The 26271-nt window shown below is 44.3% G+C and carries 21 protein-coding genes and 1 tRNA gene; 12 read left to right on the top strand and 10 right to left on the bottom strand.

Annotated elements, in window-relative coordinates; all coding sequences use genetic code 11:
• The first annotated feature begins 650 nt into the window (after positions 1-650).
• Entirely contained in the window at positions 651-4028 is a 3378-nt protein-coding gene (gene treS / locus QZW82_RS29460; RefSeq protein ID WP_366665109.1) for a maltose alpha-D-glucosyltransferase, read from the top strand.
• A gap of 187 nt (positions 4029-4215) precedes the next feature.
• Here treS and QZW82_RS29455 read toward each other — a convergent pair whose 3' ends face one another.
• Positions 4216-4536 carry a 2Fe-2S iron-sulfur cluster-binding protein gene (locus tag QZW82_RS29455; protein WP_293157012.1) on the bottom strand — a complete coding sequence of 107 codons (321 nt, stop codon included), beginning with the start codon at positions 4534-4536 and terminating at the stop codon, positions 4216-4218.
• A 233-nt stretch (positions 4537-4769) separates the two neighbouring features.
• Positions 4770-5417, bottom strand: a complete 648-nt coding sequence (locus QZW82_RS29450) for a sigma-70 family RNA polymerase sigma factor (protein ID WP_293157009.1) — start codon at positions 5415-5417, stop codon at positions 4770-4772.
• 224 nt (positions 5418-5641) lie between these two features.
• Between QZW82_RS29450 and QZW82_RS29445 the strand changes: the two genes are divergently transcribed.
• From QZW82_RS29445 to QZW82_RS29435, 3 genes are all read left to right on the top strand, one after another.
• Positions 5642-6364, top strand: coding sequence for a DUF5131 family protein (locus QZW82_RS29445; RefSeq protein WP_293157007.1), 723 nt, complete (start codon positions 5642-5644; stop codon positions 6362-6364).
• 137 nt (positions 6365-6501) lie between these two features.
• Positions 6502-7443: a 30S ribosomal protein S8 gene (rpsH, locus tag QZW82_RS29440; RefSeq protein WP_293157005.1), complete on the top strand. Its 942-nt coding sequence runs from the start codon at positions 6502-6504 to the stop codon at positions 7441-7443.
• The gene (locus QZW82_RS29435; protein ID WP_293157003.1) at positions 7427-8038 is read left to right on the top strand and encodes a HEAT repeat domain-containing protein; all 612 of its coding nucleotides are present in this window, start codon (positions 7427-7429) and stop codon (positions 8036-8038) included. Before rpsH ends, QZW82_RS29435 begins: the two co-directional genes overlap by 17 nt.
• A 66-nt stretch (positions 8039-8104) precedes the next feature.
• On the opposite strand, the gene QZW82_RS29430 is transcribed toward QZW82_RS29435, so the two are convergent.
• Both QZW82_RS29430 and QZW82_RS29425 read right to left on the bottom strand, forming a co-directional pair.
• The gene (locus QZW82_RS29430; RefSeq protein ID WP_293157001.1) at positions 8105-11794 is read right to left on the bottom strand and encodes a hydantoinase B/oxoprolinase family protein; all 3690 of its coding nucleotides are present in this window, start codon (positions 11792-11794) and stop codon (positions 8105-8107) included.
• Positions 11795-12111: 317 nt separating this feature from the next.
• Positions 12112-12960 (bottom strand): M20/M25/M40 family metallo-hydrolase, encoded by an 849-nt coding sequence (locus QZW82_RS29425; protein WP_293156999.1) that lies wholly within the window; start codon positions 12958-12960, stop codon positions 12112-12114.
• Between the two features lie 75 nt (positions 12961-13035).
• Here QZW82_RS29425 and QZW82_RS29420 point away from each other — a divergent pair, with 75 nt between their 5' ends.
• The 3 genes from QZW82_RS29420 to QZW82_RS29410 all read left to right on the top strand — a co-directional run bounded on the left by QZW82_RS29420 (position 13036) and on the right by QZW82_RS29410 (position 15622).
• Positions 13036-13638 (top strand): hypothetical protein, encoded by a 603-nt coding sequence (locus tag QZW82_RS29420; RefSeq protein WP_293156997.1) that lies wholly within the window; start codon positions 13036-13038, stop codon positions 13636-13638.
• 69 nt (positions 13639-13707) lie between these two features.
• Complete coding sequence (locus tag QZW82_RS29415) at positions 13708-14928, top strand: AAA family ATPase (RefSeq protein ID WP_293156995.1); 1221 nt, start codon at positions 13708-13710, stop codon at positions 14926-14928.
• 163 nt (positions 14929-15091) lie between these two features.
• Complete coding sequence (locus QZW82_RS29410) at positions 15092-15622, top strand: phage tail protein (RefSeq protein WP_293156993.1); 531 nt, start codon at positions 15092-15094, stop codon at positions 15620-15622.
• A gap of 120 nt (positions 15623-15742) precedes the next feature.
• On the opposite strand, the gene QZW82_RS29405 is transcribed toward QZW82_RS29410, so the two are convergent.
• The gene (locus tag QZW82_RS29405) at positions 15743-16813 is read right to left on the bottom strand and encodes a DMT family transporter (RefSeq protein ID WP_293156991.1); all 1071 of its coding nucleotides are present in this window, start codon (positions 16811-16813) and stop codon (positions 15743-15745) included.
• A gap of 344 nt (positions 16814-17157) precedes the next feature.
• Between QZW82_RS29405 and sppA the strand changes: the two genes are divergently transcribed.
• The 3 genes from sppA (at position 17158) to QZW82_RS29390 (ending at position 19069) form a co-directional block, all read left to right on the top strand.
• Positions 17158-17976, top strand: coding sequence for a signal peptide peptidase SppA (sppA, locus tag QZW82_RS29400; protein ID WP_293156989.1), 819 nt, complete (start codon positions 17158-17160; stop codon positions 17974-17976).
• A 125-nt stretch (positions 17977-18101) separates the two neighbouring features.
• Complete coding sequence (gene aroH, locus QZW82_RS29395; protein WP_293135682.1) at positions 18102-18509, top strand: chorismate mutase; 408 nt, start codon at positions 18102-18104, stop codon at positions 18507-18509.
• Between the two features lie 230 nt (positions 18510-18739).
• Complete coding sequence (locus tag QZW82_RS29390; RefSeq protein WP_293135685.1) at positions 18740-19069, top strand: DUF433 domain-containing protein; 330 nt, start codon at positions 18740-18742, stop codon at positions 19067-19069.
• 163 nt (positions 19070-19232) lie between these two features.
• On the opposite strand, the gene crtR is transcribed toward QZW82_RS29390, so the two are convergent.
• Positions 19233-20123: a beta-carotene hydroxylase gene (gene crtR / locus QZW82_RS29385; RefSeq protein WP_293157016.1), complete on the bottom strand. Its 891-nt coding sequence runs from the start codon at positions 20121-20123 to the stop codon at positions 19233-19235.
• 427 nt (positions 20124-20550) lie between these two features.
• Here crtR and pyk point away from each other — a divergent pair, with 427 nt between their 5' ends.
• Both pyk and QZW82_RS29375 read left to right on the top strand, forming a co-directional pair.
• Entirely contained in the window at positions 20551-22338 is a 1788-nt protein-coding gene (gene pyk, locus QZW82_RS29380) for a pyruvate kinase (RefSeq protein WP_293156987.1), read from the top strand.
• A gap of 92 nt (positions 22339-22430) precedes the next feature.
• Positions 22431-22502 (top strand) — tRNA-Thr (locus QZW82_RS29375).
• Positions 22503-22652: 150 nt separating this feature from the next.
• Here the strand turns inward: QZW82_RS29375 and QZW82_RS29370 are convergent.
• The 4 genes from QZW82_RS29370 to QZW82_RS29355 form a co-directional block, all read right to left on the bottom strand.
• The gene (locus QZW82_RS29370) at positions 22653-23201 is read right to left on the bottom strand and encodes a hypothetical protein (protein ID WP_293156985.1); all 549 of its coding nucleotides are present in this window, start codon (positions 23199-23201) and stop codon (positions 22653-22655) included.
• Positions 23194-23967 (bottom strand): hypothetical protein, encoded by a 774-nt coding sequence (locus QZW82_RS29365; RefSeq protein ID WP_293156983.1) that lies wholly within the window; start codon positions 23965-23967, stop codon positions 23194-23196. Before QZW82_RS29365 ends, QZW82_RS29370 begins: the two co-directional genes overlap by 8 nt.
• Before the next feature lie 7 nt (positions 23968-23974).
• Positions 23975-24781, bottom strand: coding sequence for a TIGR04255 family protein (locus QZW82_RS29360; RefSeq protein ID WP_293156981.1), 807 nt, complete (start codon positions 24779-24781; stop codon positions 23975-23977).
• A 353-nt stretch (positions 24782-25134) separates the two neighbouring features.
• Complete coding sequence (locus QZW82_RS29355; protein ID WP_293156979.1) at positions 25135-26160, bottom strand: TrkA family potassium uptake protein; 1026 nt, start codon at positions 26158-26160, stop codon at positions 25135-25137.
• Positions 26161-26271: the final 111 nt, after the last annotated feature.

The following is a 26271-nucleotide window of genomic DNA, read 5'->3' as shown; positions in this document are numbered from 1 at the left end:
TTGATAGGCTTGACAGTATTCGTCTACAAAACTGACTGTAGGGACTGGTTCGCGGGGTACTACCATACATTTTAACTATTTGACGGCTTCAGGAATATTATACTATGGCTAAAGTGATGAAAGAGCGTTAAAGATGCTGCGACCCAACCGACGACCAAAAGAGCGATTACAATAGTCATTTTTGCTATTTCCTTAAACTTTTGTTGCTTTATGTAAATAAATGTAACAAAGATTTACAAACAGCGTCAAGGCAGTGTATTGTCGTGCCAACCGTCCGGTAGGTAGTAAAAACCGTCGCTCCGACGGCCGCCGGAGAGGGTTCGAGGGGGAGAGAGGACACGGGGAAAGGATTTATATATAAGTATGTAGGGCGTGCACCGCCAAGCACGGGTCTGTAATACGGCGATCGAGATCCGAATTGTGAACTGTATCCGCAATAACAAATAAGATTGTTGATTTTATTTAGTTAAGATCTTATAAGTTTTGCGTTCATAAATTACGATTAAAACTCTACCACTGGCATGACGAATCGCGATAGAATTATGCGTTATGATTTATCAGTTTGGATTTTTCACTAACAAATCCAAATTACAAAATCCAAATTACAAAATCCAAATTACCATTCTCCCATAAAAATTATGCCAAACTCAATGTTAAATAACGATCCCTTGTGGTTCAAAGACGCCATCATTTACGAAGTACCAATTCGCGCTTTTGCAGACAGCAATGCCGACGGCATCGGCGACTTTCGGGGACTCACAGAAAAACTGGATTACCTGCAAAACTTGGGAGTAACAGCAATTTGGGTACTGCCATTTTTTCCCTCGCCGCTCCGAGACGACGGCTACGATACATCTCACTATACGACCGTCAACCCGATTTACGGCACGTTAGACGACTTTAAAGAGCTTTTAGAAGCAGCGCACCAGCGCGGAATTCGAGTTATTATTGAGTTAATTGTCAACCACACTTCCGACCAGCACGCATGGTTTCAGCGAGCGCGGCGCGCCCCGAAAGGCAGTAATGAAAGAGATTTTTATGTGTGGAGCGATACACCGGAAAAATATCAAGATGCTCGGATTATTTTCCAAGATTTTGAAACTTCTAATTGGGCTTGGGATGCGGTAGCAAAAGCTTATTACTGGCACCGTTTTTATTCTCACCAACCAGATTTAAATTACGACAATCCCGCCGTCCGCCAAGCCATCTTAGATGTGGTAGATTTTTGGTTGGAACTGGGAGTAGATGGACTGCGAATGGATGCCGTGCCTTATCTGTACGAGCGGGAAGGTACTAACTGCGAAAACCTGCCAGAAACTCACGTATTTCTCAAGCATTTGCGGCAGCACGTAGATGAGAAATTCCCGAACCGGATGCTGCTTGCTGAGGCGAATCAGTGGCCGGAGGATGCGGTTGAATATTACTCGGGTGGCGATGAATGTCACATGAACTTTCATTTCCCGCTGATGCCGCGTTTATTTATGGCTTTGCACATGGAAGATAGCTTCCCAATTAGCGATATTCTCCAGCAAACTCCGCAGATTCCTAATAATTGTCAGTGGGCATTGTTTTTGCGGAATCATGATGAATTGACGCTGGAAATGGTGAGCGATGAAGACCGAGATTATATGTATCGGGTTTACGCTCAAGATACTCAGGCGAGAATTAATTTGGGTATCCGCCGCCGCTTGGCTCCGCTGATGGGAAATAACCGCCGCCGCATTGAGTTGATGAATGCTTTGCTGCTGTCTCTTCCTGGTACGCCGGTGCTTTACTACGGCGATGAGATTGGGATGGGTGATAATATCTATTTGGGCGATCGCAACGGGGTGAGAACTCCGATGCAGTGGAGTAGCGATCGCAATGCCGGTTTCAGCCGCGCTAACCCGCAGCGGCTGTACGCCCCGCCAATTGTTGACCCTGAATATCACTACGAATCTGTTAACGTGGAAGCGCAGCGGGCGAATCCCAGTTCACTCTGGTGGTGGATGAAACGCTTGATTGCTGTGCGCCAGCGCTTCCAAGCATTCGGCCGCGGCACTTGCGAGTTTCTGTACCCAGAAAACCGCAAAGTTTTAGCTTTTGTTCGCACTTATCAAGACGAACACATCCTCGTAGTCGCTAATTTGTCGCGCTTCGTGCAGACGGCAGAATTAGACCTTTCTCCGTTTAAAGGTGCTGTGCCGGTGGAGATTTTCGGGCGCGCTGAGTTTCCACCTGTTGGCGAATCACCTTACTTTTTGAGTTTGAGTCCTCACACATTTTACTGGTTTACTCTTACTCCTAAACCCGAAGAATTTTCGCTGCACGGTTTTAAGACAAACTTGCCTAGTTTGGCGGTAATCGGCAATTGGAAAACCGCTTTTGTAACAAGTCAATTAAGCGAGATGCTACTCTCTCTTTTACCAAACTATTTACGCAGCAATCGGTGGTTCATTGGGGCAGATAGAACGATTCAATCGTTGGAAATTAGTGAAATTGTTCCTATAGAATGTCAGAATAGTGCGGGGGAAGAATCTACAGTTTACATTCTGTTTTTGCTGTTGAATTATACAGAAGGTATGCCGGAAACTTACGTTTTGCCCGTAGGTTGGGAAGAAATGAAAGGCGATGCGGACGATCGCGCGATCGCACGCCTGCACTTCCCTGAAAGCAACGAAGCCGGGGTGCTATTTGATGCTGCTGGGGACAAAGGCCTGCTGAGCGCGCTGCTGGGGGCGATCGGCAATTCTCGCACTTACAAAGGTACAGCAGGTCAACTACTGGGAATTGCCGATAATATATTCAACTCAGACCAAGATTTATCGCAGCTCGAACCTCACCTGTTCAAAAAAGAACAAAGCAATACATCCGTAGGTTACGGCGATCGCTACGTCCTAAAAATATTGCGAAAAGTCGAAGAAGGAATTAACCCCGAATTAGAAATCGGACGCTTTTTAACCGATCGCAACCCAATCCAACACTACGCTCCAATTGCTGGAGCCTTGGAATATCACACAGCCGAAAAACAAGTAATTACAGTCGGAATACTGCAAAAACTAATCCCCGACAGCAGGGACGCTTGGTCTTATACATTAGACACGCTGCGCGACTATTTCGAGCAAGTAATGACAGTAGAAGCCAAGCATTTAGGCGATAATTTATCTACAGCCCCCGAAAACTATTTACCCAGCGCTTTGACCGGACAAATGCGACAGTCAAACTCGCTAGTAGTGGATTTATCTCTAGAAATTCCCGCCTTAGCTCGCGAACTAATCGGCTCTTACTTAGCATCAGCCGAACTTTTAGGTCAGCGGACAGCGGAACTTCACCTCGCTTTAGCTTCAGACACCGAAAATCCCGCTTTTGCTCCAGAAAACTTCACCTCATTTTACCAGCGTTCGATCTACCAACACATGAGAAATATGGCAGGAAGAACTTTGCTGCTGCTGAAAAAGCGGCTGTCAAAACTGCCGCCAGAAGCGCATAAACTAGCACAAAATCTCCTAAACCGGGAAGAGTTGCTGATGGAACGTTTCAAGTCTATTTTGAACTTGAGAATCACGGCGGATCGAATTCGCTGTCACGGGGACTTCCATTTCGGACAAGTTCTTTATACAGGTAAAGACTTCGTAATTATTGATTTCGGAGGAGAACGGAATCGACCGTTAAGCGAGCGGCGGATGAAAAGATCGCCCCTGCGAGATGTGGCGGGAATGCTACAATCTTTCAATTATGCTGTTACTTTGGCACTGCGAAATGAAGTTGAAAGCGGTATGATCCGCCCTGAAAATCTTCCGGAGATGCAGCAGTGGGCGAATGTTTGGCACCGCTGGGTCAGCCTCACTTTTCTTAACAGCTATTTGGTAACAGCAGCCGATGCCAGTTTCTTGCCAAAATCGATACCGGAACTACAAGTTTTGCTGGATGCTTACATTTTGGAAAAAGGGGTTGCTGAGCTAGCCTACGAACTCAATTACCGCTTGGATTGGGCGGAAATTCCGCTGAAGCGGATTGTGGAATTGTTGAAATTTAATGGCAAGCCGTAGTTGATTTTTAAGTAGTGAGTAGGGTGCTTGTGGCGCACCTTACATTAACTCGTTTCCTCAAAGGTTTGTAGTGAGGACTTCAGTCCTTCTTATTGCGGACTCACATTCCTCACTACAAACCAATTTTATTTGTCAGCTTTGTGGAATCGCTAGCGAGACTCTGGCAATATATAATACGCATCTGGCATTACTTAAAATAGAGAGCTGCTTCATATAAAACTTTTTCTTGATGAGTTAACAAAGTGCAGTCAGAAAGCGGGTAAGCGACACAGGTAACAGCATAGCCAGCTTGCAATTCTGAGGGCTTCAAAAACTTTTGTTCGCTTTGGTCGATTTCACCGCTAAGCAGTTTGGCAACGCAAGCAGAACACTCTCCTTGCTTGCATCCATTCGGCAAGCGGATGCCGGCATCTTCTGCCATATCTAGGATATACTGGTCGTCCGGTACTGCGATCGTGCGATCGAGCGATCGCTCCTCATTCACCAGCCGAACTTGATAAACTGCCATTTTTTCCTCTGATATTATTTCCGACTATTAGTGCGGTTGAAACCGATTTTTGTCAAATACAATCGAGACTCGGCGGTTGAAACCGCGTCTACACAAACGAAGTCCGCCTCCGCGGACTAAAGAATAATTGATGTTAGCTTCTTGATATCGGCGATTGAAACCTCTTCTTGTCAAACAAAGTCCGCAGCAGAGGGGGACTGAAGAATAATTGATATTAGCGGAATTATCGGCTGCTAGACAAGTGCTTCTTGATAATCTAGATTTTCATCCAGATAAATAGCGCGAATATCCTGCGGCAAATTTGACTCTAAAGTTTGATATCCTTTTTGCAGCAAAGCCTTAACTTGAGCGGGCGAAATAGCTTCACCTTCAGCTTGCAAATAAGCTGCTATTCTAGTTTCGCTCCAGCGGAAAGTCTGGGCCATCAACACAACTAAACGGGGGAGTGGCGCCAACAATTCTAAGGCTTGTCTGACGTAACACCACAGGGGAGGCGAAGCGGATTGCAAAGAGTAGTGAATCGACTCAACTGGCGGTAATTCGGCTTGATTGATGCAAACAGCGGTGACATTAATCAGCCAATTTTGGAGACTGAGATTGTCGCTATCAGGATCTTGGGTTTCGCGGCGCAAATCGAGGCCTCGGAGCTCGTGATAGATATGCTGCCAGGTGTGGGCGAACAGGTAATCGCCTTGTACGGGCGATCGCACGGAATGGCGGATCAGGGAGTGTACAATTTGACCGTAGCGGCAAAAAATCGCCGTGAAGAAGCGACCCTGATCGGGATGGTTTTGAAACAGGGTCAATAATTCCTGATCGCTGTGATGGAACAGGGATGTGACCACAGGGTGGTTGAGTTCGGAAAAAACTGGTGCTTGCACAATTGTTCTGTATAAGGTTTTAGGTATCAATGCTGTTGCAGCCCGATTCTACACTACGATCTACATTTAATGCAACTGCTGAAAATGTGTTGATACTTAAGTCAATTTTAATTATATAATGGAGTTGTAGGTGATGGTGAATCAATCTAAATTGATACATATAAATTCTATGTATCCAGCGCACCTAAAAATATAATTAGTTATTTCAAGGATCGAGTGTTTGTATGTCTAGCATTAATACTGGTATCGAGTGGTGCGATCGCACATGGAATCCAACAACTGGCTGCGACAAAGTCAGTCCCGGCTGCACCCATTGTTATGCAGAAGCATTAACAAAAAGGTTTCACACTAATTTTCCTAACGGCTTTGATTTAACACTCCATAGGAATCGTTTGGAAGAACCAAAACGCTGGAAAAAGCCTAGCCGTATTTTCGTGAACTCGATGAGCGATTTATTTCATGAAGAAGTGCCAATAGATTTTCTCAAAGAAGTTTTTGATGTAATGCGTGAAACTCCCTGGCATATATATCAAATCCTGACCAAAAGACACGAACGCCTGCGAGAAATAGCAGATCGACTAGAGTGGCATGATAATATTTGGATGGGAGTTTCTGTTGAAAATCAAAACTATGTTAAGAGAATTGACTGTTTGCGACAAGTACCAGCCAAAGTCAGATTTTTATCATGCGAACCGCTTTTAGGTAATTTAGAACTAGATTTACAAGACATTCACTGGGTAATTGTTGGGGGAGAGTCTGGGGTAAAACACCGTCCCATGCAACCAGAGTGGGTTGAGAATATTAAGCAGCAGTGCGAGGATGCTGAAGTTGCATTTTTCTTCAAGCAATGGGGAGGTAGAACACCTAAAGCTGCTGGGAGACTTCTGCATGAGAAAATTTGGGACGAGATGCCGGAAGCATGGGATAAACATCAATCTAGTGCATAAATAACAACAGATTAGATTTGTGATATAATAGGAGAGCTTACATACAGATTAATAATTTATCAACTTCTTTGTTAGTTCATCGTGTGAAATTAGCACTATTAATTAATATTTAGTAAGTTACTTTGAAGGTAAAAAGTATGCTGATAAGTAATGCAGTGCGAGGCAAAGCGAATACTCCAGTTAGCTCTAGAACGATATATTCTAAGTTGACGACCATATATATTACCAAGAAAATAGTCAAATTTGGAGATGTCGTATATCAATTTTGTAACGTTAGTGGATTTAAAATAACTGGAGTTGATATCATAAATCCCTTAGTAACTACCGGGATATTTGTTTTGTTTTTTATCGGCTTGGTTTTGGCTTTTACAGATATAAAAGGTCTGGGATTTTTATTGATGGTCGCAGCATTATACGCAATGCCAAATATTTGGCTAAAAAAATATGGACTGGAAGTATCTATGAATTCTGGTGAAAAAGCTGTCTTTACTACAAATGATATAAAGGGTCTCAAAGAAGTAATTGCAGAATTATCCAAATTCATCGAGAGTGACAATGAAACAGAAAACTATGTCATAGATATTAACGATCGAAATATCTCATTTGCAAGATATATCGAAAATCAATCAATAACCTGGGGAAATTTTGGTGGCTCTACATCATTAGACGAACATCTCAATCCGCCAAGCACAACATACAAGACAAGCGCAAATTCTGAAGATGCGATCGCCCAGACAATCGCCTGCATTCGGGAAGCTAACCTAGCAGGGAATTTAACCGTCGTAGTTCCAGCAACAGAGGCAACTATCCACCTCGTACAAATAATAAAGAGTCAAGGATTAATCGCTAACTTCGAGTTAGTAGCCGATGCAAAGAACAAACATTTACTCCTGCACCTCAATTCTAAAGGGAACAACAGCAGCACCAACAAAATTACCGATCGTCAATTCGACTGGCTAAACCAGGAATTTCCAAAAGAGATAGTTCCCTTACTGCAAGATTTGGAAAGTCAAGATCCTGCTGTTCGTGCTAAAGCTGTATTGTCCTTGGGAGAATTCTACAGTGAGCGAACAAAATGAGTTCACCGAGTCAAAAACCAGGACAATTGAGTTGATATGTCATATTTTGCAAAACGATCCGTCTTCTCTCGTTCGCATTAACGCTGCTGAAGCTTTGGCTAAAATGGGTGCTGACAGCAAAGATGCGATCGCTACTCTATATCAAGCTGCATTGGAAGATAGCGATCCAAGTGTTCGGGCTAGTGCTGTTGCCGCCCTTGGAGAGATTTACAGAAATGCTATAATTTTTAATGTACTAAATCAAGCCATTAACACTATGTCAGAGCGCAAAGTACAAATGAACTTTAACGCCCCCGTCACAGGTGCTGCGGGGAATGTTGAAGGTGACTTCATCAATAATCCACCTCAGAATTTAGTTGATGCAGCAGCAGAAATTCAGCAATTGTTGAATCAAATAGCTCAGACTAATCCAACCATGACTGAATCCGCTGTAGCTGTAGCTATTCAGCATGAAATAAAGGAAAATCCCACTCTTAAACAGCGGTTGCGAAGTGCTTTAAAAGCAGGTGGCATTGAAGCATTGAAAGCAATCTTCAATCATCCGCTAGTCAGCGTTCCTATTGAAACAATTAAGGGTTGGATAGAAGCTGAATAATATTAAGATATCGCACTTTTTGTATACCGTTCGCGGGAGTTATCACCCTCGATCCGATGAAGGCTATTAACCGCGATAGCTAGGAAAACCATAACCTCCGCCCCCTGGAGTTTCAATGACAAACACATCCCCCGATCGCATTTCCACACTCGCGGTACTTCCCAATTCCTCAACATTTCCATCAAATCTTTCAACATAATTCCGCCCAACTTTCCCGGCTTCACCTCCATGCAAACCGCAGGGAGAAATCACCCGCCTCCCGGAGAGAATTCCCGCCGTCATCGCTTCCAGAAACCGCATCCGCCGCACTGTTCCATTTCCGCCGCGATGATTTCCATTTCCCCCGCTATTAGCCCGGATTGCAAAACTTTCTAACAACACCGGAAACCGCCATTCCAACACCTCTGGATCGGTTAAACGCGAATTAGTCATGTGAGTTTGCACCGCATCTGTGCCGTCGAAATTTGCACCAGCACCGGAACCGCCGCAGATTGTTTCATAATATTGATAGCGGTTATTTCCAAATGTGAAATTATTCATGGTGCCCTGAGAAGATGCGATCGCACCTAGCGCACAATACAAAGCATCCGTAATATTCTGCGACGTTTCCACATTTCCCGCCACAACCGCCGCCGGATAGCGCGGATTCAGCATACAGCCAGCGGGATTGATGATTTCCAGAGGCTTCAAACAACCAGCATTCAGAGGGATATCGTCATCTACCAAAGTGCGGAAAACATACAACACAGCCGCTTTACACACCGCAGCGGGAGCATTAAAATTGTTGAATTGTTGGGAAGAAGTGCCAGTGAAATCGATTTTTGCACTGCGCGCCGACTTATTAATTGTAATAGCTACCTTGATTTCTCCGCCGCTATCCATCGGATAAGTAAATTCGCCATCACTCAAAACCTCAATGACTCGGCGCACAGATTCTTCAGCATTGTCTTGCACAAAACCCATATAAGCTTGTACTGTTTCCAAGCCGTAATGTTCTACCATCTTGACAAGTTCTGCTAAACCGCGATTGTTGGCGGCAATTTGGGCTTGCAAATCTGCGATATTTTGTGCGACATTGCGAACCGGAAAATCCCCGGCTGTCAGAAGTTGTAGTAATTCTTGTTCTCGAAATTTGCCTTCGCACACTAACTGAAAATTGTCAAATAATACGCCTTCTTCAGTTACAATTATACTGTTGGGAGGCATGGAACCGGGAGTGATGCCGCCGATGTCGGCGTGGTGTCCCCGCGACGCAACATAAAATAAAGGAAGCGAGGAAGACTTATCAAATACTGGAGTAATTACGGTGATATCTGGTAAGTGCGTGCCGCCATTGTAGGGATTGTTAGAAACATAAACATCCCCAGGCTTAATTTCATGAGTTCGTGCTAAGATTAAAGCTGCAACACTTTCGCTCATGGAACCGAGATGCACGGGAATGTGCGGCGCGTTGGCAACTAATTGCCCGTTTGCATCGAAGATTGCACAGGAAAAGTCGAGGCGTTCTTTAATATTAACAGAAGAACTTGTATTTTGTAAGGTGACGCCCATTTGTTCGGCGATCGCCCGAAACAAGTTATTAAAAATTTCTAGCAAAACTGGATCTGATTTAACCGCAGATGGATGGGTGTTAACTGTATTCATCGGCGCGGATCTGCGGTTCAAAATTAAGTCATTGTTTGCTGTAATTTCGCCTTCCCAACCCGGTTCTATGATATTAGTTCCAGTTGCTTCGACAATCATCGCCGGGCCCGTAATGCAATCGCCCGATCGCAAATCGTCTCTCTGATAAACAGGCGTTTCCCGCCATTCACCAGCAACATACATTTGCACCGTGGAAATTGGGGGGACAGGCAAGATGCCCGTGTCACAAGATGGGGAAGTTGTATAATTATCCAGTACATTCATTGTCTCTACAACTTCCACTGAAACCGCTTCTACAATTAGCGATTTTTCCGGCATAATAAAACTGTAGCGCTGTCGGTGTGCTGCTTCAAAATAAGCCTGCATCTCCTCAACACTCCCAGCAAAATTCACCATCAAAACCGAATCGCTGCCCTCATATTTAAGATGCAGCTTCCTAATAATTAAAACCTCTTTCTCTTCCTCTGCGCCCTCTGCGCCTCTGCGGTTCAATTCCCCCTTTCCCTCCGCCTCCAATTGCGCTAAAAGATCGTGCAAATCAGCAATTAATTCAGCACTTAATAATTGCTCGATCGCCCTTTCGCGCATAGCCCGCACATCAGCCAAACCCATACCGTAGGCGGATAATACCCCCGCGTAGGGATGAATAAACACCCGTTTCATCCCCAAACTATCGGCGATCGCACAAGCGTGTTGGCCGCCCGCACCACCGAAACAGCACAACGTATACTCGGAAACATCGTAACCGCGCTGAAGCGAGATTTTTTTGACCGCATTAGCCATCTTTTCCACCGCGATCGCCAAAAACCCCTCCGCCACCTGTTCCGGTGTCCTCTCGCCCCCAATTTCCCCCGCTAACTGCACAAATTTTTGCTTAACTACCTCAGGCGCGATCGGCAAATCTCCCGTCAATCCAAACACTTTCGGGAAAAAATCAGGTTGAATTTTGCCCAACATCACATTACAATCAGTCACCGTCAAAGGGCCGCCCTTCCGATAGCAAGCAGGGCCTGGGTTTGCGCCCGCAGACTCCGGCCCGACGCGGTAGCGTGCGCCGTCAAAAAATACGATCGAACCGCCACCGGCTGCTACAGTGTGAATTGCCATCACGGGCGATCGCAATCTTACCCCAGCAATTTCCGTCTCAAATTCGCGTTCGTATTCGCCGTTAAAATGGGCAACATCTGTCGAAGTTCCGCCCATATCAAAGGTGATGATTTTGTCGAAACCAGCCTTTTTACTCGTTTGAACTGCACCGACAATTCCCCCAGCCGGGCCGGATAAAATACTGTTTTTTCCTTGAAATTGGGCGGCATCAACTAAGCCGCCGTTTGACTGCATAAACATTAATTGAGGGAATTGGGCATTGGGAATTGGGCATTGGGAATTGGTAGATTTGTCGGGGTTTAATTCTCTAGTAATTTGGTCAACATATCGTCTGAGAATGGGAGATAAATAAGCATCTACAACCGCAGTATCTCCCCGCGAAACTAATTTCATTAAAGGGCTGACTTCGTGAGATACTGATATTTGAGTAAAACCAATTTCTCTGGCTATTTGAGCAACTTGTTTTTCGTGTTCCGAATAGCGGTAGCCGTGCATAAAGACGATCGCACAACTGCGAATTCCGTCATCGTAGGCTTGCTGCAAAGCCGGGATAAACTCAGGATTGACAGCAATTAACTCTTTACCTCGGGCGCTGTAACGTTCTGCAACCTCAATAACGCGATCGTACAACATTTCGGGCAGCACAACATTTCGGGCAAAAATATTTGGGCGATTTTGATAGCCAATTCTCAGCGCATCGCCGAAACCTTTAGTAATTAACAGAATAGTGCGATCGCCCTTACGTTCCAGTAAAGCATTTGTCGCCACCGTCGTACCCATTTTAATCGCTGCAATCTGGGCCGCCGGTATCGATTCCCCCGCCCCAATCCCCAAAATATCGCGAATTCCTTGCACTGCTGCGTCAGTGTAGCGATCGGGATTTTCCGACAGCAGCTTGTGAATAACTAGCTTACCGTCAGGCTTTTGGGCTACTATATCGGTAAAAGTACCACCGCGATCGATCCAAAATTGCCACGAAGTGCGATCGGGAAAAACAGTATTCATATCTTTTTCCTAAATCTTGTTATTTGAATAAATTAAAATTATTCAACCAAATCATCTAAAAGTCAATTCATAAAAATCATAACTTCAGACTCATAAAAATTCGATATTTTTCTCTCTCTCCTTCTTCTTTCTTCCTTCGCGCCCTTAGCGTCTTCGCGGTTCGTTGAAAACCAGTTTTTGCACCAATGTCAACCGGCGGGGATTTTGGGTGGGTGGGGGCGGGTTTATTTAACCTGTCTGTATCATTTAATGCTGTTGGTGAACCCGCCCCTACAGCTAATTTAAAATGGTACAAAATATGAGTCAACTGTCAACTACTATAAATATCGAATAGCCTCAATCAAGCCCCCACAAACACCCGTCAAAAAATCCAAATCCAAAGTCTCAATCTTATCACTCGGTTGATGATAGTGCGGATTCCGCATATTAGCCGTATCCGTCACCATAATCGCCGGATAACCATTATCCCAAAAAGGAGCATGATCGCTGCGGCGAGTATCCGGCACAATCAAACCTCGATTCGGCACCGGCAACCACTCGCAATCTTGACCGACTTTGCGGATGTTTCTGCTCAAAGTAATCATATCGCGAACAGTCCGCAAGTTCCCAATTAAAGCAATAAAATTGCCAATATTCGGATAAAAATATTTTAGTCCCGCCGGATAGCTTTGGGAGTTCGGAGTGCGATCGCAATAACCCAACATTTCCAAAGAAATCATCAACCGAATTGACTGTTGCCGTTGCTTATATTTAGCTGCATGATGCCTGCTTCCCCAACAACCAGATTCTTCCATATCGAACGCAACCAACTGTACTGGATATTTTAGCGGTTGAAGTGCGATCGCCCTTGCGAGTTCCAGCAAAACAGCAACACCCGTAGCATTATCATCAGCCCCATCCGTACCGGGCACAGTATCGTAATGAGCACCTATAATAATCGGCGACAACCCCTGCTGACTTACCTTTTCGGAGGGGGGTAAATCCAAGATAAAATTGTAATAAATTCGCCCGCGCACCGCAAAATCGTCGGTTTCTACAGTACCCCACTGTCCCAACTGTTCGCGAATGTATTGCTGAACATAGAAGTACCCTGCGGATGCCAAGTAAGGATTGCGATCGCGTACAATTTGAATTAGGTGGCCGTGCAGGCGTTCTTTTAGATCCATTTGCGATCGGAGATACAAAGACTACATTAAGATTATATTCTCTTTTATTTGGAAAATTTGAGGAAGACAAGCAAAATGCCCTACAGCGATTTCACCTTAGAAAGAGTCACGCGAACCTTTGAGTTGACAACTTCAGCAAGAGTCGATTTATTCGGAGACATACCTGAATTAGAATGCAGCGCCATGTTGACCGAAATTCTCCGCTATAATGTACCTTTGGCCGTTGCTAGCAACAGCGAAAAAGCGCGATCGGAAATGATTATCTCCCCAATTTTAATCGACCTCAGAAGATTGTCAAGAGAACGTATCAACTTGTTTTCTGGAATAGAGTTCGACGTGGATAGCGCCAGAGGATTAAATGGAATTTGCGACTTTATTATTAGCGATTCACCGGAAATACTATTTGTCAGCGCTCCCATCATTACCTTAGTGGAAGCAAAAAAAGAAAATATTACTGCGGGCTTGGGCCAATGCGTAGCCGAAATGTTAGCAGCCCGGATATTTAACGAACGTGCAGGCAATGAAGTTTCAACAATTTATGGGGTAGTGACTACTGGCAGTATTTGGAAATTCATGAAGTTAGATGGAAGTATAATTAGTATCGATTTGACTGAATATTACCTCAAAGATGTGAATAAAATTTTGGGGATTTTAGCAATGGGACTGGTTTCGCAGTGAATTGACGCTTGAGGGCGATCGACAGTAAAATTAAGTGATATTAAACAAACACAAGTATACACATATATCATGCTAAAAGAAGTTAGAATCCAAAATTACAAGTCTATTCAAAAGCTCAAACTGGAGTTGGGACGAGTCACCGTACTGATTGGCGAAAATGGCTGCGGCAAGAGCAATATCTTGGAGGCGATCGCCCTGGCTTCGGCGGCTGCTAGTGATAAACTGGATAATGAGTTTCTTGCTGCACGGGGGATTCGGGTGACAGAACCTCGATTTATGCGATCGGCTTTTGAAATTGACAATTTGGATAAAGAGATTAAAATAGATATCAAAGGAAATGATGGAGAAGATTTTAGTTGTATCTTAGATAATGATAACTCTCCATATTCTCGATGGGTCAATAAAAAGTTTGCCAATTCTATAGCATCTTTGAAAGAGCAAGTTAAACAAGAAAAAGACATATTTAATATATTTAAAATAATATTGTCATTGGATGATAATACAGCAATATTGTCAGTAATTAAACCCCTAGAAGATTTATCGCTAAATCAAGAAAATGAAATATTAAAAAGCCTAGTAGTTGGAATATTACAACTAAAATCAGAAAAATTAAAACCTTTTTTTTATTTACTAAAAACAATCACTATCTACTCTCCAGAAAATCAAGCATTACGAACTTTTGAAAAAGAAGGGCAAATTCAACCGTTAGGTATTAATGGTGAAGGTCTGTTTAAACTTATAAATGTCTTGAATGCAGATCACCCAGATCAACTCAATCAAATTAAAGAAAAGCTGCGATTGATAGATTGGTTTAAAGATTTTGAAATTCCTCAAAATCTATCAGCGATGCAAACTTCTCTCCAAATCACAGATAGGTACTTAGATACAGATTTAAATTACTTTGACCAAAGAAGTTCTAATGAAGGCTTTTTGTTTTTACTTTTTTACTTTGCCTTGTTCATCAGCGAACTCACACCTAAATTTTTTGCAATTGATAACATTGACGCTTCTCTTAACCCCAGATTATGCCGCCGATTAATCGAAGAATTAGTCGAACTAGCAAAAAAGAACGATAAACAAGTCATCTTGACAACTCACAACCCAGCAGTTTTGGATGGTTTGGATTTAGATGATGACGAACAGCGGCTGTTTGTGATTTCCCGCAACCAATTAGGTTATACTAAAGCTAGACGTATTCTCAACCCCGAACCTTTGGATGGACAAGAACCTGTAGATTTATCAGAGGCATTTTTGAGAGGCTATATCGGCGGACTTCCTAAGAATTTTTAATATGATTATTTTTGGATTAATTACAGAGGGACTTACTGACCAAATTGTAATTGAGAAGATTTTAGCTTGATTTTTTAATAGTCCAAATATAGAGGTAGAACCTCTTCAGCCAAAAAGAAATAAAGACAATCAGAATAAGTCCCAATCCGGCGGTTGGACTCTAGTGTTTGATTATTGTCATTCAAAAAAGTTTCAAGAATCATTTCGTTTTTTTGACTATATCATTATTCAAATAGATACTGATGTCTTGGTGGATTCAGAAAATTCTAATTATAATATTCCCAGTCGAGATGACAATGGTGATGAGTTGACTCCTCAGCAGTTGATTGAAAAAGTTATTGAGAAATTCAGAGATGCGATTGGTGAGGATTTTTACAACACGAATCAACAGAAAATCCTGTTTGCAATCTCTGTACATTCTATTGAGTGTTGGTTGCTCCCAATGTATTATACAGATAAGAAGAAAGCAAAAATCAAAAACTGTCTCAAGACGTTAAATGATCGGCTTTCCAAGAAACACAGGTTTACAATTGACAAGAATGCTAAAAATCCTGAATATTATCGAGAGATTGTCAAACAATATGCCAATCATAAATTTTTGATGCAGCATTATCAAGACAATCCCAGTCTAAAAAATTTTATAGAAGAGATTGAGAGTAGAAACATTCAAATTGTTGAAGAGGATGACTGGTAACTATCCAGATTTTCATATCGTATAATAGAAAATGATTTAAAAGTTAACTAATTCTCCCCATAGGAATACTCAATCGTATAAAATACAGGATACGACAGTGCCTTTTCCCTACCCAACTCCCTAAACTTCCGACTCCAATTCTGTAGCCCGAACTTGCACGGGAAATTCAACTGTATTTAAGTCCGACGACTCTAATAACTGCACTTCCTCCTCAGAATTTGCTGCACCATTCCGGCCTTTTCCCAATTTCTGGGCCAAAGTATCCCGCTGATTGATTAAATAAATACTCACCAAAGTCAGCCCGACTCCCATCGATTGCAGCGGATTCAATACTTCGCCCAACAACAAATTCCCGAACAGCAAAGCAAAAATCGGAGTCAGAAACGTTAGAGAACTTAAACTCGTCAAACTGCCGCTTGAAGCAAAGTAAAAGAATAAACCGTAGGCGATCGCACTTCCGAACACTGTAGAATAACCTAAAGCCATCCAACCCGACAAATCGATATTCACAAACTGCCCCGACTCAGTAGCCTCCGAAATCGCCAACAACGGCAAACCACCTAAAATCATGTGCCAGCCCGTCGCCACCACCGGATCGACATAACGGCAAACCCAGCGCACCAAAACCGTACCCACAGCCATCGACAACGCCGCCAACAGCATCAACCATTCCCCGCCCTGAAACACACTTCCGATACCCGCAGAAACCTGCACATTTTCAGGATGAAACAGCCCCAAAATAAAGCCATCCGGCAACCCAATCAAACTGATGCCGATAACGCCAATTACTAAGCCCAACCAGCCCCAAAAACCTATTTTTTCTTGAAACAGCCACAAACACAAAATCGCCACGGCTAGCGGTTGAGAATCAATCATCACTGAACCCAAACCCGCACCGGTTCTCGCCAAACCTTCGGCTAAAAAGCCTTGAAACAAAGTGCCGTCAACTAATGCAAACAGCGAAATCCACAGCCAAGCTTTCCAACCCTGCGGCTGCTGTTTTCCCATCAATGCCGCCGCCAGCAACACCAACACGCCCGCAGGTACTAAACGCACGAAGGCCACAAACAGCGGCGTCGTGTGCGGCATCACCCCTTTCATCGCTACCATCGCGGTTCCCCACAGGAAAAACGGCGCAATGAGCAACAGCGGGGCAAAGGGCAGTTTAGAATCGGTAAGTTTTAGCTGCATGGCGGAGGCTCCAAATAATTGATGAGAGTGGCGCTCTCGGGAATGATGTAGATTTGTTAAGCAATTTTTACAATTATATATCGAAGGTGGGTTAAGTGCGATCGCGCGCGCGTTGCCAGAAACCGGGTTTTTCACCCAGATATTTGCCTCAAACCCTGAATCTCTGCAAAAAACCCGGTTTCTTGAGTCTCATCGCGCTGCCAGAAACCGGGTTTTTCACCCAGATATTTGCCTCAAACCCTGAATCTCTGCAAAAAACCCGGTTTCTTGAGTCTCTTCCTTCTTCCTTCTTTCTTCAGATAAGGCACACTATAAGTTAGCTACACAAGTTCGTAAAACTGCCCATGATTTGGCCATTCAAGCCCCGCTACCGCAAACAAATCGCCCGTATCGAAGTTACCGGAGCGATCGCCTCAGAAACCCGCAAACGAGTTCTAGAAGCGCTCAAAACCGTTGAAGAGCGCAAATTTCCCGCCTTGCTGCTGCGGATAGACAGCCCCGGCGGCACAGTCGGCGATTCCCAAGAAATTTACAGCGCCCTCAAGCGTTTGGGCGAAAAAATCAAAATAGTCGCTAGTTTTGGCAATATTTCAGCTTCTGGCGGAGTTTACATCGGCATGGGATCTCAACATATCGTTGCCAATCCCGGTACAATTACCGGCAGCATCGGCGTGATTATCCGGGGTAACAATCTAGAAGGGCTGCTAGAAAAAGTCGGCGTTTCTTTTCAAGTGATTAAATCCGGGCCTTATAAAGATATCTTGGCATTCGATCGACAATTGACCGAGCCCGAACAGCAAATTCTGCAAGACTTGATCGACAGCAGCTACCAGCAATTCGTCGAAACCGTCGCCGAAGCCCGGAAACTCCCCGTTGAAAACGTCAAAACTTTTGCCGACGGTCGCGTTTTTACCGGCCAGCAAGCCTTAGAATTGGGTTTGGTCGATCGACTCGGAACCGAAGAGGACGCTCGCCGCTGGACTGCCGAACTCGCAGGCCTCGATCCCGAAAAAACCGAATGCTGCACTCTAGAAAAACAAAAACCTTTCCTAAATCGCGTCTTGGGGAGTAGTCTGGATACATCCGGGCTTTCGGCTTACAAGAATTTGCTGGAATTCGAGCTGTCTACTAGCGGTTTACCGTTGTGGCTGTATCGCCCGTGATTAAATAGTCAGTTGGCAGTTGGCAGTAGTCACTTGGCAGTGGTAATTAGTAATTGGTAATTGCAACTAACAACTAACAACTGACAACTAGCAACTGACAACTAGCAACTGACAACTGATAAAAAATGGAGAATATTTGCGTGGATTGGCAAGTGCGGGCGATTCGCGGGGCAACAACTGCCAGCGATAATTCGGTAGAAGCAATTCGAGAAGCGGTGAGAGAACTGTTAGATGAATTAGAAACAAGAAATAATTTAGATCCGGAATTAATAATTAGTGTTACGTTTTCTGTTACCCGCGATTTGGATGCTATCTTTCCGGCTGCGATCGCCCGCGAACGCTCCCGGTGGTGTAATGTACCTTTGTTGGACGTGCAGCAAATGCACGTGAAGGGTGCTTTAGAACGCTGCATCCGCTTTTTAATTCACGTCAATTGGCCCGCACACCGCGAAATTTATCATCCTTATTTGCGCGGAGCTCAAAATTTGCGGCCCGATTGGAATTTAGCCGTTGCGGTTGCTGCGGAAAAATAATAAAATCACTTTTTGATTCATTCAAGAGTAAACCCACCATGGCTGGTGGGTTTATTTTTAACTGAGTTATATCAAATCCGTTAACATCGTCCTGTATATATCTCTCTCTTCCCTTTCTCTGTGTTCTCTGTGTTCTCTGCGGTTAAATCATTCCGATCCAACCGGAAACGATATTAGAAGAGGCAAATCTTTTGTGCCCTCCTTAGTAGAGGAGTAGAGGAGAATGTTTTATGAACAGAACAAATCTATTATCTCGGATTTCGACCGATCCGAATATATGTTTTGGCAAGCCCAGTATACGGGGACATCGCATCAGGGTTTCCCTGATTTTAGATTGCCTAGCTAGCGGAGCAACTATCGAATCAATTATTCAGCAGTATCCAAGTATAGAGCGAGATGATATTCTGGCTTGTATTGCCTACGGTGCTGAGGTAATCGATCAAAATAGCGAACATCAACATTTAGCAAGTCTCAAGCCAGATCGAGTGATATATGCCGAATTTTCAGAAATGGCAAACGATACAGAATATCAAGCAGAAGCTTTGGCAATTTGTCAATAATTTGAGGCGGTCGAGAGTAATTTGGGTCATGGCAGTTGCGATCGGCTGACTTGAAATAGGCTTCTCCAGCCGATATATTTATTTTAGCTTACCTTTTCTGGTGGGGATTGGCTTAGATAAAAAACATAAAAAAACCGGCTTCTCGAAGAAACCGGATTTTTTGTCAATCAGTGGCTTTCTTGTGATGCAGCCTAATCCCTAAAAAGATGTCATATATAAAACTCCAAAAGTCCTTTTTACCTTCCAATATTCCCAGACTTTGAGGAGAACCCTTTTCATCTAACAGCGGCTTCACAGCTTCGTAGGCTGGCTTGTAATTGTACCAAGGAATTGAAGGCCACAAGTGATGGATCAAATGATAGTTCTGTCCCAAAATTAAAATATTCAGAATTGGACTAGGATATACTCTGGCATTTTTCCAGCGATCGCGCTCGTGAAACGGACGGTGCGGCAAATAATCAAAAAATAACCCCAAGGCTAATCCCACTACCAAAGCAGGAGAAAACCAAAAGTTCAGCACATAACCTAAATGGTCGTATTGAATTGAGATATAAACCACTCCGATCACAAACAAACGGCTGAAAAACCATTCCCAAAGTTCGTATTTCCGCCACAGTTTGCGCTTAAAGAAGAAAATCTCGTGGTAAAAAAACCTCGCAGCAATTAACCACAGAGGCCCGCCAGTAGAAACGTAATGGTCTGGATCGTTATCTGGGTCATTAACGTGGGCGTGATGCTGCATATGTACCCGCGTAAATACCGGGAAAGCAAAGCCCAACATCAGCGCGCTACCGTGTCCCAAAATAGCGTTAATTGTACGATCGCGGTGCGCCGCATAGTGAGACGCATCGTGAATCACGGTTCCAGCCATGTGCAACGCCAGCACGTTCAGGGAAAAACAACACCAATCCGGCCAGTCTCCGTACCAGTAACCCACAAAGGAAATCGCGATCGTCGCTAATGCACTCAAAAACAACAGCAGCGTCGGATTGAAGTCACCCGGAGGACTCAGAAACTCTTTCGGCACTGTCAGCGGCCGTCCTGCCTCCGACATCTTTGTTAACACTCCTTAATATTTCACACTTGCGTAGTATAAGATACAAGTCTGCCAATAGTAAAGTTTCGTGAAAAAACAGAGTCCGATCGCCCGACACTAGCCTCTGCACAACAAGCCAAGTATTGCTGCTGTGAAACGATCCCAATCCTCGATTAGCCGCATAGCAAAGCAGCCCAATTCTAATAAATGGGTATATCTGTATTTATGTCAAGCCTGGGAGCGGAAATAATTTCACAAAAGCCGATCGCCAAGAAAAGATTACCGATCGGTAAAAAGTCAGATATTCTATATATTGGTCAATGCCTGCTGTTTTGACGACTATCAAAATTTTTAAGACTTGAGACTAGCGTCATTGCTTGTACTGAAAGATGAAAAGTTAGCCGAAATTTAAAGAAGAAATCCTCCAGCCACCCCATCTCAATTCATGCAACTGCCAAAAGCCCTACGCCGAACCAAAATTGTAGCCACCATTGGCCCAGCAACATCCGACCCAGAAGTGCTCCGCAACCTCATAGAAGCTGGTGCCACAACTTTGCGGCTCAACTTTTCCCACGGAACAGAAGATGACCACCAGCGCAGCATTCGCTTAATCAGACAAACGTCCTTTGAACTCAACCAGCCGGTCGCCATCCTCCAAGACCTTCAAGGCCCAAAAATTCGTTTGGGGCGCTTTGAAACAGGCTCTATAGTTGTCAAAAACGGCGATCCATTCATTTTAACCAGCCGCCCGGTACCTGGAACCGAGCTGATTTCCTCCGTCACCTACGAACCCCTAGCAGACGAAGTTCCAGAGGGCGCAGTGATTCTACTAGACGACGGGAAAGTCGAAATGCGCGTCGAAAAAGTAGACCGCAATTCCCGCGAATTGTACTGTCGCGTCGTTGTCGGCGGCCCGCTTTCCAACAACAAAGGCGTCAATTTTCCGGGCGTATACCTGTCAATTAAAGCGCTCACGGATAAAGACCGCAAAGATTTAATGTTCGGCCTCGACCAAGGCGTCGATTGGGTAGCCCTCAGCTTCGTGCGGAATCCCCAGGATATGCTCGAAATTAAAGAACTGATTGCCAGTGCGGGCAAGCAAGTACCGGTAATTGCTAAGATCGAAAAGCACGAGGCGATCGAACAAATGGAACAAATTCTCGCCCTTTGCAACGGCGTGATGGTCGCCCGGGGCGATTTGGGCGTGGAACTGCCCGCCGAAGACGTGCCGATTTTGCAAAAGCGCTTGATTGCGACTTCCAACCGCATGGGGATTCCGGTGATTACCGCTACCCAGATGCTCGACAGCATGGTCAGCAATCCCCGTCCTACCCGCGCCGAGATTTCCGACGTAGCCAACGCCATTCTCGACGGAACCGATGCGGTAATGCTTTCCAATGAAACCGCTGTCGGCAAATTTGCCGTCGAAGCGGTGGCGACGATGGCGAGAATTGCCGTCCGCATCGAGAGGGAAGGAATTAGGGGCAATATTAGAAATGTAGAAGATGTTGGTCGATCGATCACCAACGGCATCAGCCAAGCAGTCAGCCAAATCTCCGAACAGTTAAACGCAGCGGCCATCATGACGCTGACCAAAACCGGCGCTACAGCCCGCAACGTCTCGAAGTTCCGACCCAAAACACCGATTTTGGCCGTTACTCCCCACGTAGACGTAGCCCGACAACTGCAATTAGTCTGGGGAGTCAAACCATTACTGGTGCTGGATTTGCCCTCAACAGGCCAGACATTTCAATCTGCCATTAATGTCGCCCAAGAAAAAGAGTTCCTGTGCGACGGAGATTTAGTAGTGATGACTGCCGGTACTCAGCAAGGGGTTGCCGGCTCGACGGATTTGATCAAAATTGAGGTAGTCACAGCCGTTTTAGGTAAAGGTACTGGTGTCGGTTTGGGATCTGTGAGCGGCATGGCCAGAGTTGCTCGTACTGCTGCGGATGTAGCCAATTTCCACGCAGGAGACATTTTAGTAGTAGAACGCACCAGCGCCGAGTTTGTGGAGATGATTCGCAAAGCAGCCGGTGTGGTAACGGAGGAGGAAAGTTTGACTTCTCACGCGGCGATTATCGGTTTGCGTTTGGGCGTGCCGGTGATGGTGGGTGTGGAGAATGCCATGCGGGTAATTCGGGACGGCACGATGCTGACGCTGGATATGCAGCGGGGATTGGTTTATTCCGGTGCCCGAGGTGGCTCAACAGACGGAGAACTTGCCGTTTAAGAAGTTCTGAGTTTTGGGTTGTGGAGTTTTTCATGAAATTCTACAGCTCATTGCTTTTTTGTTGAATTTGTGCTATAATTCATAATCGTCTTGCCGATGTAGCTCAGTGGTAGAGTAATCGATTCGTAATCGATCGGTCGTGGGTTCAAATCCCACCATCGGCTTAGGGTTTTGTCGAGTGTCAAATTATTTGTCTGCCTTGACAGATTGTTGTACGTATTGACAAATTAATACGATCGCTTTGCGAGGGTTGAGCGTGAATGGATAAAGTGCGATCGCATGGTGATTAGCTTTCACTTTTATGGAGATATCTATCAATCGTTAATTTCAAAAAAATCCTTAGATGCAAGTTCTGCTAACTGGGCACGTAAATCCTTGCGAATATTCTTCTTTTGCCTGTTAGTTAATTCATTAGGGGCTGATTCCTCATCAAGCCCTGTGATACCAGAATGACCTTCAGCACCAGGGGAATAATCTCTAATACGCTTGCCATCGATTTCCTGAAACCGGTAAACCCAGATAACATTTAACAGGTTAGGATAGAGGCATTCCCCAGAGTTAGCTTGAATTTGACAGATTTCATTAACTTTAAGGCGAAGAACTAATCTCCGAGGCGAGTTTGACCCAAGGAATCCATAAGCTTGTTCAGGTGTTGTAAGAGAGTCAACCCAAACGCTTAGGTGGGGTGGAACTGAGTTTTTATCGTTTGTTGAAAGAGAAAATTCATCTTCCAATTGAATGGCTAAGATATTACCCTTTTCTGTAAAATCTTTAGGTGGTCGAGCAAGTCGAAGGACGGAGTAAACATCTGCGACTGGGGTTAAATCAGCTCCAGCCGAGTTTTTTTTAAACAACTTACTCAATAAAAAATGAAGCTTTTTCCAAGATATCAGCCGAAAAACCCTGTTCAAGTGTAGTATCTTCTCCCCAAACCTCTCCAGTCTGTCTATTACGATAGAAAAATTCTATTTCACCAGTCGCAAAGATTTCGCACTCTAAGTAGTGTTCAGATTCTGACCATGTGTACATGAAATTATCTTTGGAACCCGGACAAGCATCTGGCACTTCCAAGCATCGCCCTGTGGCTTCAAACAAACTTTTGAGTGCGTTCCACACATACCAGGATAGATTGAGAACTCTTTCTGAAAAGTTTGCATCTCTTGCCTCTCTTACCTCATTTTTTAGTGAATCAAGATATAATCGAAGCCCCTGGCATCGTTGTCGCTGATGCTTTGTAGCCTCACTCTTTTTATGAATGCAGGGCAAATTATTTGATGAACCGGTTATCCTAGGTGATAAAAATCTACCTCGTCGTTCTTGTGGAACAGATTGAGCCAAATTATACACGGCTATTTCATGGGTGGAATCTCTGACTTTCTCCTCATCAATATCCTTAAGTTGGCCAGCATAAATTATTGAACTGATGTCTCCCTGCATGGGACGATAAAGCGGATAATTTTTTCTAACATCAGCATTTTTATGATCGGCCCATATCTTTTGTAGTGAAGGAGTTGGTGCAAACATTCGGACAGGAGTGTTCGGATTTTTTCGTTGCCTATCAGTCAGTAAAGTAGTTGAGGAAATTGCTTGCTCTTCTCGTCCTTGTTTTTGCGATGAAGATATAGTCATAGCTTCATTATCTCCGCTTCCAAATATTTGTCTGAATTCTTTGATCGGTTAAATCAGTAAATGCCTGTACAATCCATTTATGTGCCTTGTCAAACCAACTTTCCATTGAATCCATAGAATTGTAATTTCCAATTCCACGCACAGTTAATTCAAATAAAAGAGTTAGATGGTTGTCAACAACTGCATTCCTGATCGATATATGTAATCTCCCAAATTCTTCTGGCAAGTCAAAAGTGGTATTCCAATAAATGCCTTGAGGTTTTGGAAGAAATCGAGATTGACCTGTTTGCCATTTAAAGTCAGGGAAAATTTTACCTATATCTTCCAGAGTTTGCCATGCTTCTCCTTGTGAAATTTGATTGACATAACTTAGTTCATATTGATGAATCTGAACTTGACCCAATTCAGCCTCTTCTATAAATAAATTGAAGCTGTTTAAATGATCTTGAAACCCTTTAATAACACTTTCATATCTAGGATACTCACTATTTAAACTGGCTTTTCTCCAGTTATATATTAAACGATCGCGTTGAATTTGAATAACCCTCGTATCATCAGAACTAATAAACCATACCCTTGGTAAAGGAGGAATATCACTCAGTGTCAATTGAGTTTCAATAATTTGATTATTAAAAACTTCCACCTTTGGTGCTAGTGGGACAACGTCGTTGCAAAACGGGTAGTCAGGTTGAAACCTCTGCCATAATAAGCCAATATGGGGACTAAGTAAAGCATCGAGAGAGTTAAACAGAACACTACATACCACCTCAGTAACAGGTGGTTGGTCATAAGATGGTAATTGTTTGGCGTTCATGCTGACTGTCACGCTGTACTACTATACTGACCAGTATAAACTACATTATAAATTTATACTTTAATTTCAGTGTAACTCAGAATGAACCTAGTTACTAGATTATTAAGAAAACTTGGACTCTGACCTAGATCTTTTTATCGATACAATCGTCTTCCGCTCTCACCACATAGCGCGTACTCGCCTCCCGCAACCCTGTTCCCCAGAGGAAAATAGATTCAAATAGAACTTCTCCCAAGAGCGATCGCACCTCCCAACCCCGCCAAGTTCCCAACCAGCGTTGGCGTTAACTCCTTCGCCCGCCAAAATGGCCCCAAAAGAGGACTGGCATTCCTCACGACAAACCTCACATTGTATTATTTCGGAGGACGGGGGATGCGAAAACTTAGGGGGCTGAGGATTTGATTGAGGGCGCGCAATTGTTCGGCGGTGCCCAAACAAATTAGCATATCTCCTCCTTCGATCGCAGTTTCTCCAGTTGGCCCGACAATCAAAGTCCCAACCGCCCGTCGAATTGCTAACACTAACGCCCCGGATTGCGATCGCAATTTGGCATTTCTCAAAGTTTCTCCGACGTAGACACAACTATTCGGATCTACCAGAAATTCTTCCATATAAAAAGAACTATCAGTACCCGTCAAAACACCGTCTAAAAAATCCATCACCTGAGGGCGCAAAGCCGCCGCTGCCATCCGTTTGCCGCCCGTAATGTAGGGGGATACGACGGCATCGGCGCCGCCCCGCTGTAACTTCTTTACGGCTTCTTCTGTGGTGGCGCGGGCGATCGCCCGTACCTTCGGATTCAGAGTTTTCGCTGACAGCACAGTGTACAAATTCTCAGCATCCGACGGCAAAGCTGCTACTATGCAAATTGCGCGATCGATCCCCACATTCAACAAAATTTCATCAAGTGTTGCGTCTCCCTGCACCGCCGTGTACCCCAGCCCCAAAGCTGCCTGAACCGACTGTAGCGCCGAATCTACCACCACAAAAGGAATATTTTCTGCCTGAAATTCCAAGGCAATTTGTTGCCCCGTGCGCCCAAAACCGCAGAGAATGTAATGTTCGATCAAAGAATCCACCAAACGCCGCTGTTGCCTAATTCTTGCTCCTTCTTGAAAATATCCTTGAATCAGCGCTTCTGTAAAGCGGTTGACAATAAAACCAATACCAATTACGCCCATCAAAATCAGGCACATGGTAAACATTCGCCCGCGTCTTCCGAGGGGATGAATTTCGCCGTAGCCCACAGTTGCTAACGTAAATACTGTCATGTAAGCGGCATCGAGCAGAGTCCATTTTTCGATCTGCCAATACCAGAGAGTACCCGTGCAGAAAATGCCGCCAAGGGCGATGACACCGCCCGTTAAGTAGTTAAGCAAAATTAATTACATAATTATCTCCAAACTCTTTAAGAATTTTTTCTACAGATGAAACAAGAGATTGCCAGCTAGAGTAAGCATCTATTTCGAGCCATGTATATTTGATAAACC

The sequence above is a fragment of the Microcoleus sp. bin48.metabat.b7b8b9.023 genome (genome assembly GCF_013299185.1).
Taxonomy (GTDB): domain Bacteria; phylum Cyanobacteriota; class Cyanobacteriia; order Cyanobacteriales; family Microcoleaceae; genus Microcoleus.
The sequence above is the reverse complement of the archived record's forward strand: the minus strand, read 5'-3'. Positions and strand labels throughout refer to the sequence as shown.